The sequence below is a fragment of the Streptomyces sp. NPDC054794 genome (assembly GCF_053611585.1).
Window position 1 is genome coordinate 10315 of sequence record NZ_JBSHAQ010000060.1, and the last position, 8915, is coordinate 19229.

Annotated in this window: 12 protein-coding genes; 4 read left to right on the forward strand and 8 right to left on the reverse strand. The window is 69.8% G+C overall.

The features are described 5' to 3' along the window. Positions 1 to 45: 45 nt before the first annotated feature. From ACWGKT_RS40460 to xseA, 3 genes are all read right to left on the reverse strand, one after another. Entirely contained in the window at positions 46 to 636 is a 591-nt protein-coding gene (locus ACWGKT_RS40460; protein WP_356152579.1) for a malonic semialdehyde reductase, read from the reverse strand. A gap of 137 nt (positions 637 to 773) precedes the next feature. Then, entirely contained in the window at positions 774 to 1010 is a 237-nt protein-coding gene (locus tag ACWGKT_RS40465; RefSeq protein ID WP_356152577.1) for an exodeoxyribonuclease VII small subunit, read from the reverse strand. Positions 1011 to 1019: 9 nt separating this feature from the next. Next, positions 1020 to 2228, reverse strand: coding sequence for an exodeoxyribonuclease VII large subunit (xseA, locus tag ACWGKT_RS40470; protein WP_453277609.1), 1209 nt, complete (start codon positions 2226 to 2228; stop codon positions 1020 to 1022). 112 nt (positions 2229 to 2340) lie between these two features. On the opposite strand from xseA, the gene ACWGKT_RS40475 reads away from it, so the two are divergent. Continuing rightward, a complete protein-coding gene (locus tag ACWGKT_RS40475; RefSeq protein WP_453277610.1) occupies positions 2341 to 3348 on the forward strand; it encodes a 4-hydroxy-3-methylbut-2-enyl diphosphate reductase in 1008 nt (335 codons plus the stop codon). 53 nt (positions 3349 to 3401) lie between these two features. After that, positions 3402 to 4148 carry a polyphosphate--glucose phosphotransferase gene (ppgK, locus tag ACWGKT_RS40480; RefSeq protein ID WP_356152572.1) on the forward strand — a complete coding sequence of 249 codons (747 nt, stop codon included), beginning with the start codon at positions 3402 to 3404 and terminating at the stop codon, positions 4146 to 4148. Here the strand turns inward: ppgK and ACWGKT_RS40485 are convergent. Next, a complete protein-coding gene (locus ACWGKT_RS40485; RefSeq protein WP_453277611.1) occupies positions 4145 to 4681 on the reverse strand; it encodes a DUF6542 domain-containing protein in 537 nt (178 codons plus the stop codon). The genes ppgK and ACWGKT_RS40485 overlap by 4 nt on opposite strands. Positions 4682 to 4849: 168 nt before the next feature. On the opposite strand from ACWGKT_RS40485, the gene ychF reads away from it, so the two are divergent. Beyond that, entirely contained in the window at positions 4850 to 5938 is a 1089-nt protein-coding gene (ychF, locus tag ACWGKT_RS40490) for a redox-regulated ATPase YchF (protein ID WP_453277612.1), read from the forward strand. 82 nt (positions 5939 to 6020) lie between these two features. Here ychF and ACWGKT_RS40495 read toward each other — a convergent pair whose 3' ends face one another. Beyond that, on the reverse strand, positions 6021 to 6284 hold the full coding sequence (locus ACWGKT_RS40495) for a type II toxin-antitoxin system RelE family toxin (protein ID WP_453277613.1): 264 nt from the start codon (positions 6282 to 6284) through the stop codon (positions 6021 to 6023). After that, positions 6277 to 6546 (reverse strand): type II toxin-antitoxin system Phd/YefM family antitoxin, encoded by a 270-nt coding sequence (locus tag ACWGKT_RS40500; RefSeq protein ID WP_235455136.1) that lies wholly within the window; start codon positions 6544 to 6546, stop codon positions 6277 to 6279. Before ACWGKT_RS40500 ends, ACWGKT_RS40495 begins: the two co-directional genes overlap by 8 nt. Positions 6547 to 6684: 138 nt before the next feature. Between ACWGKT_RS40500 and ACWGKT_RS40505 the strand changes: the two genes are divergently transcribed. Further along, complete coding sequence (locus tag ACWGKT_RS40505; RefSeq protein ID WP_453277614.1) at positions 6685 to 8124, forward strand: ATP-binding protein; 1440 nt, start codon at positions 6685 to 6687, stop codon at positions 8122 to 8124. A gap of 47 nt (positions 8125 to 8171) precedes the next feature. On the opposite strand, the gene ACWGKT_RS40510 is transcribed toward ACWGKT_RS40505, so the two are convergent. Both ACWGKT_RS40510 and ACWGKT_RS40515 read right to left on the reverse strand, forming a co-directional pair. Further along, positions 8172 to 8393 carry a hypothetical protein gene (locus ACWGKT_RS40510; protein ID WP_453277615.1) on the reverse strand — a complete coding sequence of 74 codons (222 nt, stop codon included), beginning with the start codon at positions 8391 to 8393 and terminating at the stop codon, positions 8172 to 8174. Positions 8394 to 8573: 180 nt separating this feature from the next. Next, positions 8574 to 8912: a HEAT repeat domain-containing protein gene (locus ACWGKT_RS40515; RefSeq protein WP_453277616.1), complete on the reverse strand. Its 339-nt coding sequence runs from the start codon at positions 8910 to 8912 to the stop codon at positions 8574 to 8576. Between the last annotated feature and the right edge of the window lie 3 nt (positions 8913 to 8915).

The following is an 8915-nucleotide window of genomic DNA, read 5'->3' on the forward strand; positions in this document are numbered from 1 at the left end:
GCCCCCGGCACTGCCGGGGGCCCCTTCTCGTACGCGGGTCGTGTCTCAGACCGTGGTGATGACGTCGTCGTACGCCAGTCGCGGCGAGCGCGGGAACCAGGCGTCCTCGCCCGGCCGGCCGATGTTGACGACCATCAGCGGGGTGTGGTCGTCGTCCAGGAACTCCTTCTGGACGCCGGCGAAGTCGAGACCGGTCATCGGGCCGGCAGCCAGGCCGGCGGCGCGGACGCCGATGATGAAGTAGGCGGCCTGCAGGGCGGCGTTCAGCGTGGCGGCACCCTCACGGACGGGACGCTCGTTGAAGAACACGTCCTTGGCCTGCGGGAAGTGCGGGAAGAGGGTCGGCAGCTCCTCGTGGAACTCGTTGTCCGCGGAGAGGATCGCGACCAGCGGGGCGGTGGCCGTCTTGGCCTGGTTGCCCTCGGCCATGTGCTTGACCAGGCGCTCGCGGGCCTCGGCGGAGCGGACCAGCGTGATGCGCAGCGGGGACTGGTTGAAGGCGGTCGGGCCGTACTTGACGAGGTCGTAGATCGCCTGGACCTGGTCCTCGGTCACCGGCTCGTCGGTGAAGGTGTTCGCGGTGCGGGCCTCACGGAACAGCAGGTCCTGGGCGGCGGGGTCAAGAACGAGAGACATGCGTGAACTTCCTCGAATGCGCGTCCGGTCCTGGAATGCCGGACCGGCTTACACGAGTGAACGTACGCCAATGAAGTTCAAGCTTCAACCAAAAGTGGGGCGTCGTGATCCGCTTCACAACCGACCAGCGCGTATGCCTAGCCGGCGGACCCTTCCGGCGACTCGGTCTCTTCCTCCTCGGCCAGGGCCGCGTCCAGCCGCGCCCGGGCCCCCTCCAGCCAGCGCCGGCACACCTTGGCCAGCTGCTCGCCGCGCTCCCACAGCGCCAGGGACTCCTCCAGGGTCGTCCCCCCGGCCTCCAGCCGCCGTACGACCTCGATCAGCTCGTCCCGCGCCTGCTCGTAGCCGAGCGCCTCATCCACCTTGCCGGTCATCCACTCACCCTAAGAATCGACTCGTACGGAGAACTCACCCTCGGCGACCCGCGCCCGCAGCGCCTCGCCCGCCGCCACCTCGTCCGGATCCCGCACCACATGGCCGTCGGACCTCTGCAGCACGGCGTAACCACGCTTGAGCGTCGCCGCGGGGGACAGGGCGACCACGCGCGCGTGCGTGTGCGTCAGTTCCGAGTCGGCACGGTCGAGCAGATGGCGCAGCGTGCGCCGGGAACGCTCCACCAGCGCCGCGACCTGGTCCGCCCGCTCCTCGATCATCCGGTGCGGATCCTCCATCGAGGGCCGGGCGAGCGCGTGCGCCAGCCCCCGCTCCTCACGCTCCACGATCGCCTCCACGCACCGCCGCGCCCGGTCCCGCAGCATGCGCACCCGCTCGAACTCCTCGCCCACGTCCGGCACGACCTTCTTGGCCGCGTCGGTCGGGGTGGAGGCGCGCAGGTCGGCGACATGGTCGAGCAGCGGGTTGTCCGGCTCGTGGCCGATCGCGGACACGACCGGCGTACGGCAGGCGGCGACGGCGCGCACCAGCTGCTCGTCGGAGAAGGGCAGTAGATCCTCGACGCTGCCGCCGCCGCGGGCCACGACGATGACGTCCACGTCGTCCCGCTCGTCCAGCTCCTTGACGGCCTGCACGACCTGCGGGACCGCATGCACGCCCTGCACGGGGACATTGCGCACCTCGAAGCGGACGGCGGGCCAGCGGTGCCGGGCGTTCTCCAGCACGTCCCGCTCCGCGGCCGAGGCGCGCCCGCAGACCAGCCCGATCAGCTGCGGCAGGAACGGCAGCGGTTTCTTGCGCTCCGGCGCGAACAGCCCCTCGGCGGCCAGCGCCTTCTTCAGCTGCTCCAGCCGCGCCAGCAGCTCGCCGACCCCCACGGGCCGTATCTCGGCAGCCCGCAGCGACAGCTGCCCGCGCGGGGCGTACCACTCGGGCTTCGCCTGGACGACCACCCGCGCGCCCTCGCCGACGACATCGGCGACGGCGTCGAAGACCTGCCGGTAGCAGGTCACGCTCACGGAGATGTCGTACGACGGATCGCGCAGCGTCAGGAACACCACGCCGGCACCGGGCCGCCGGGACAGCTGGGTGATCTGGCCCTCCACCCACACCGCCCCGAGCCGGTCGATCCAGCTCCCGATGAGCCGCGACACCTCACCGACGGGCAGGGGAGTCTCCGCGGACGTGTTGACAGCCATGCGCCGAGCGTAACGGCCGCCACCGACAACCGGGCGAGCGCGGCGAAGGGGCGCGGGGGCGGTGGGGACACGCGCTCTCGGGGCCGTCGAACGTGGCCCTTACGATGGGTCCATGACCGCTTCGCCTGGCCGCCGTGTCCTGCTCGCCGCCCCCCGGGGCTACTGCGCCGGTGTGGACCGCGCCGTGATCGCCGTCGAGAAGGCCCTTGAGCAGTACGGGGCCCCGATCTACGTCCGGCACGAGATCGTCCACAACAAGTACGTCGTACAGACCCTGGAGAAGAAGGGCGCGATCTTCGTCGAGCAGACGGAGGAGGTGCCCCCGGGGAACATCGTGATGTTCTCCGCGCACGGCGTGGCCCCCCTCGTGCACGAGGAGGCCGCCCGCGGCAGTCTCGCCACCATCGACGCGACCTGCCCCCTGGTCACCAAGGTCCACAAGGAAGCCGTCCGGTTCGCGGGCGAGGACTACGACATCCTCCTGATCGGGCACGAGGGCCACGAGGAGGTCATCGGCACCTCCGGCGAGGCCCCCGACCACATCCAGCTGGTCGACGGCCCCGGGGACGTGGCGAAGGTCGAGGTCCGCGACCCGTCGAAGGTCGTCTGGCTGTCCCAGACCACCCTGTCCGTCGACGAGACCATGGAGACCGTCGACGCGCTGAAGGACAAGTTCCCGCAGCTCATCTCCCCGCCGAGCGACGACATCTGCTACGCCACGCAGAACCGCCAGCTCGCCGTGAAGCAGATGGGCGAGGAGGCCGAACTGGTCATCGTGGTCGGCTCCCGCAACTCCTCCAACTCCAAGCGGCTCGTCGAGGTCGCCAAGCTGGCCGGCTCCCGCGAGGCCTACCTCGTGGACTTCGCCGACGAGATCGACGAGGCCTGGCTGGAGGGCGTGACCACGGTCGGCGTCACCTCCGGCGCCTCCGTCCCGGAGGTCCTGGTCGAGCAGGTCCTGGAGTGGCTGGCCGAGCGCGGCTACGGGGACGTCGAGCTCGTCAGGGCGGCCGAGGAGTCCATCACCTTCTCGCTCCCCAAGGAGCTCCGCCGCGACCTGCGCGAGGAGGCGGCCGCCCTGGTCGCCGAGCGCGGCGGGTCCGGTACGCCCGAGGCGTGAGCGGCGGTCCCGCCGAACGCGTCACTGTCAGTCGTACGACGTAACGTAGAGCCATGAAGATCTTTGGTGTGGACATCGGCGGGTCCGGGATCAAGGGTGCACCCGTGGATCTGGAGCGGGGCGATCTGGCGGAGGAGCGCTTCAAGGTGCTCACTCCGCACCCGGCGACGCCGGACGGGGTGGCCGACGGCGTCAAGGAGGTCGTCCACCACTTCGGCTGGACGGGCCCGGTCGGGCTGACCTTCCCGGGTGTGGTCACCGGCGGCGCCACGATCCGTACGGCCGCCAATGTGGACAAGAGCTGGATCGACACGGACGCGCGGGCGCTGTTCAGCGACCGGCTCGGCGGTCACGAGGTGACGGTCGTCAACGACGCGGACGCCGCCGGTGTCGCCGAGATGGCCTTCGGCGCGGGCCGCGACCGCCGCGGCACGGTCATCCTCCTGACCTTCGGCACGGGCATCGGCAGCGCCGTCTTCGTCGACGGCGCCCTCGTCCCGAACACCGAGCTGGGCCACCTGGAGCTGAACGGCCACGACGCGGAGAAGAAGGCCTCCAGCAAGGCCAAGGAGGACGGCGAGCTGACCTGGGAGCACTGGGCCCGTCGCGTCCAGAAGTACCTCGCGCACGTCGAGATGCTCTTCTCGCCCGAGCTGTTCATCATCGGCGGCGGCGTCAGCCGCAAGGCCGACAGGTTCCTGCCCCTCATCGAGGGCATCAGAGCGGAGATGGTCCCGGCGCAGCTGCAGAACAACGCGGGCATCGTCGGCGCGGCGATGCACGCGAGGAAGCGGGACTAACCGACCCGGGCCGCCCGGCGTCGGCGGTTCACCAGGCGGACTCTGCGGACGATCACGATCACTCCGGCGATGAGCGTCCCCCCGTACAGCCACCCGGCCTGCGTGGCGAGCCCGGTCACCAGGCCCATCAGCCGGCTCAGGATCCCGCCGCTGTCGTCGGCGACGGGCAGCAGGCCGGCGGCGAAGGCGATCGGCACCACGACCGGCGCGGTCAGCAGGTCACTCCCGCGCACCCACAGCGCGGTCAGCGCGCACACCGGCAGGAACAGCACCCCGTACACCGTCAGGGACGCCCCGAACAGCAGCTGGTCGAGCAGGCCCAGCAGGAACATGACCGCCAGGCAGAACAGCCCGCCGCCGAGCCCGGTGAGCCGGGGGTTCGGCATCCGCCCCGGCTGCCGAACCGGCCGTTCCGGCCGCGGGGCGGGAGGCCGTCCCGCCGGTGGGCGGCGTCTGGCCTGCGGCGGGAGATGTGCCGGCGGCGTGCCGCGTCGCGGTGCGTGCTGCGGGGGTCGCGTCCTGTGTTGCTCCACTGGACCAACTTAGGTCTGTTTATGTGCAGAATCGCCCCTCAGACACGCCGAACGGCCGAGCTTGGCCAAGCGTTCGACGGGACCGACGGGCCGGGCACCGGACGCCGTAAACTGGTGGATCGGCCGGACCTCTGGCCCCCTGGCCCTCTGACTACGGGAAGTCGCAACGTGTCGCTCACGATCGGAATCGTCGGTCTGCCGAATGTCGGCAAGTCGACCCTGTTCAACGCCCTGACCAAGAACGACGTGCTGGCGGCCAACTACCCGTTCGCCACGATCGAGCCCAACGTCGGCGTGGTCGGCGTTCCCGACGCGCGCCTCACCAAACTGGCCGAGATCTTCTCCTCGCAGCGGACCCTTCCGGCCACCGTCGACTTCGTCGACATCGCCGGCATCGTGCGCGGCGCCTCCGAAGGCGAGGGCCTGGGCAACAAGTTCCTCGCGAACATCCGTGAGTCCGACGCGATCTGCCAGGTCATCCGCGCCTTCAAGGACGAGAACGTCGTCCACGTCGACGGCAAGGTCTCGCCGAAGGACGACATCGAGACGATCAACACCGAGCTGATCCTCGCCGACCTCCAGACCATCGAGAAGGTCCTGCCGCGGCTGCAGAAGGAGTCGCGGATCAAGAAGGACATCGCGCCCAAGGTCAAGGCGGTCGAGGAGGCCAAGGAGATCCTGGAGAAGGGCGACACGCTCTTCGCGCACGGCATCGTCCAGGGCACCGAGCGCAACGAGCTGCTGCACGACCTGCACCTGCTGACCACCAAGCCCTTCCTCTACGTCTTCAACGTCGATGAGGACGAGCTGGTCGACGAGGACTTCAAGAACGAGCAGCGCGCCCTGGTCGCCCCCGCCGAGGCCATCTTCCTCAACGCCAAGCTGGAGGCGGACCTCGCCGAGCTCGACGAGGAGGACGCGCTGGAGCTCCTGGAGTCGGTCGGCGCCGAGGAGCCCGGCCTCGCCACCCTCGCCCGCGTCGGCTTCAACACCCTCGGCCTGCAGACCTACCTCACGGCCGGCCCGAAGGAATCCCGCGCCTGGACCATCAAGAAGGGCGCCACCGCCCCCGAGGCCGCCGGTGTCATCCACACCGACTTCCAGAAGGGCTTCATCAAGGCCGAGGTCATCTCCTTCGCAGCCCTCGTCGAAACGGGCTCGGTCGCCGAGGCCCGCGCCAAGGGCAAGGCCCGCATGGAGGGCAAGGAGTACGTGATGCAGGACGGGGACGTGGTGGAGTTCCGCTTCAACGTCTGATCGGACGTGGACAAACGGCCTGACCTGCGAGAAAGCAGGTCAGGCCGTTGTGGTCCGCAGCTGTCCGCAGAAGCTGGAGCAGCTATGTGCCGTAGACCGTGGAGCGGTGTCCGACGTGTACGACCCACACCACCAGCTCCCCGTTGTCGATCGTGTAGACGACACGGTAGTCACCGATCCGAAGGCGGCGGCGCTCAGGCTGGGACACGAGTGCGGTGGTGTTGAAGCCGAAGGGGTCGCTCTCCAGCTCTGTCAGTTTGGCCAGGATGCGAAGCGCCATATCCCGCGGGATCTTGCGCAGCTCGGCCTGGGCCTCGGGCCGGAACACCGTGCGGTAGTCACTCACTGCGTGCGAGCGTCTCCCTCATCACGTCCTCGATCGGGACGCCCGCGGCCGGGCTCGCCATGCGCTCGTCGATGATGCGGTTGATCTCGCGCTCCTCCCACTCCTGGTACTTACGCAGCACGTCGATCGAGACCACGGCGGCGACCTGCTTGCCGCGACGGGTGATGACGGTGGGCACGTCGTCACGGTCGGCCCGTTCGACGACTTCGGCCAAGTGGGCGCGTACGTCGCGGATGGACTCTATGGGCAGCGGCTGAGTCATGCTTCAAAGGTACCGAGTGTGCCATGTGTACACAACGCCTGTGGGCCCCGGTCGGTGCCAGGAGCCGCTAGGTCGCGTGCGGCGAAGTAAGATTCAATCTACGTAATAATTGATCTGCGTTACCTCCTGGAGTGTGTCGTGGAGTTCCAAGGCCGGGTCGGGGATCTTGAACTGCTGGCCGAGCAGTACCGGGCAGTGGCGGAGGGCGCCGGTGCCACGCGAGGGCGGGCCGTGATCATGACGGGCCGTCGCCGCGTGGGGAAGTCGCGGCTGGTCCAGGAGTTCTGCGATCGCTCGGGAGCGCCGTACGTGGTGTTCCAGGCCACCCGGGGGCGCAACCCCGTGACGGAACGTGCCGAGTTCGCCGCGACCCTCGGGCAGTCGCTGTTGCCAGGGGCGGAACTGGTCGCCGGCCTTCAGTCGCAGGACTGGAACCAGGCCCTGCGCTCGCTCGCGCTTGCGGTACCCGACGACTCTCCCGCCATCGCGGTGATCGACGAGGTGCCCTGGCTGGTCGAGCAGGATCAGGAATTCGAGGGCGCGCTCCAGACCGTCTGGGACCGGCACCTGTCTGCCAAGCCCGTACTTCTGCTGTTGGTCGGCAGCGATACATCGGTGATGGAGGCACTGCAGTCGTACGGGCGCCCGTTCTTCGGCCGTGCGGCGACCATGACCGTCCGTCCCCTGAACCTGGCCGACGTGCAGGACATGACCGAACTCGACGCCGCGGCGGCCGTCGACGCCCAGTTGATCACCGGCGGATTCCCCGAGATCGTGCAGTCGTGGCGGCCGGGAATGGATCGCACGGCCTTCTTGCGGGCGTCGGTCGCCAATCCGCTCTCGCCCTTGCTGGTGGCAGGCGAGTTGTCCCTGCTGGGTGAATTTCCCGAGGCTTCGCACTCACGTGCCGTACTGGAAGCGGTGGGGAGTGGTGAGCGCACGTTCAGCGCCATCGCGGCCCGGGCGGGCGGCGCCGGCGCACTGCCGTCGGGCACGCTCTCCCCGCTCCTGGCCATGCTGCAGGCCAAGCGAGTCCTGGCCGCTGACCTCCCCCTGTCCGTCAAGCCGGACACCAAGAACAAGCGGTACCGGATCGCCGACCCCTATCTGCGGTTCTGGCTGGCCTTTCTGGCACGCGCGATCCCGCTCATCGAGCGTGGCCGCGGTGACTTGGCGCTGGAACGTATCGAGCGGTCGTGGACCACTTGGCGCGGACGGGCGGTCGAGCCGCTGGTCCGCGAGTCCTTGCTGCGTCTGATGCCCAACGACGAGTGGCCCGAGACCGAGGCCGTCGGCGGTTGGTGGAACCGGCAGAACAACCCCGAGATCGACCTCATCGGCACGGACCGTGAGCCGTTGGCTCGGCGGGTGCACTTCGTCGGGTCGGTCAAGTGGCTGGAGACCGAGCCCTTCGGGCGCCACGATTACGACGCCTTGGTACGTGACATGTTCGCCGTCCCCGGCACCGCCCCGAACACTCCCCTGGTGGCGGTCTCCCGCTCAGGGGTGGCCGACGATCTGCCCCTCAACGCGTGCTGGGGTCCGCAAGACCTCGTACGGGCCTGGCAGCCCCGATAGCCGCACCTGATGGATGCGGGCTGCTCCATCGGGTCCGCTGTACGGGGTCAGGTCTTCGGGTGGAGGTCCGTGCGGTCGATCCAGCTGGGGGCGACGAAGATGTCGTCGGCGATCGGGGCGTTCGCGGCCTGGCGCAGGGACTGGGCGCGGGACTCCTCGACCAGGTGCCCCCAGGGGGCGGTCCAGTCCAGTTCCTGGTCCGTGCCGGGGCCGTAGACCCAGTAGGTGCGACCGCTGTCCACGCGCCAGAACTGGGAGTGGAGGATCACCTGGGCGTGGTCGGCCAGGTCGTCGACGAGCTCGGTGAAGCGGGCCGAGGGCCAGCCGGGGGCGTCGGGCCCGGCGGCCGCGCGGAGGCGGGCGGTGAGGGGTGGGACGACGGGGGTGCGGGCGCCGAGCGCGGTCAGGGCCCAGCGGATGCCGCCGGGCTCGGTCCAGTCGGGCGGGGTCTACCGTGCCAGGCAGGCGCGGTAGGCGCGGCGCAGCGGCTCGACCGCACCGTCGATCTCCAGGCTCGCCAGTGCCATGGCCGCCCATTCGCGGACGGTCGGGTCGTCGCTGTCCAGCAGCTCGACGAGAGCGGGGCCGCAGCGGGCGTCGCCCACCCCCTCGAAGACCTCGATGGCGGTCAGCTGCCCGAAGCCGCCCAGGGAGGGCAGCCCCTCGACGACGGCGGGGATGACTTCGGGGCCGATCCCGATCAGCTCCGCCCGGGCGTCGTAGGACGCGCCGGCCTCGCCGTCGAGCTGCTGCACGAGGCTCGCGATTCTCTCCGTCCGGGAAGTCACCGG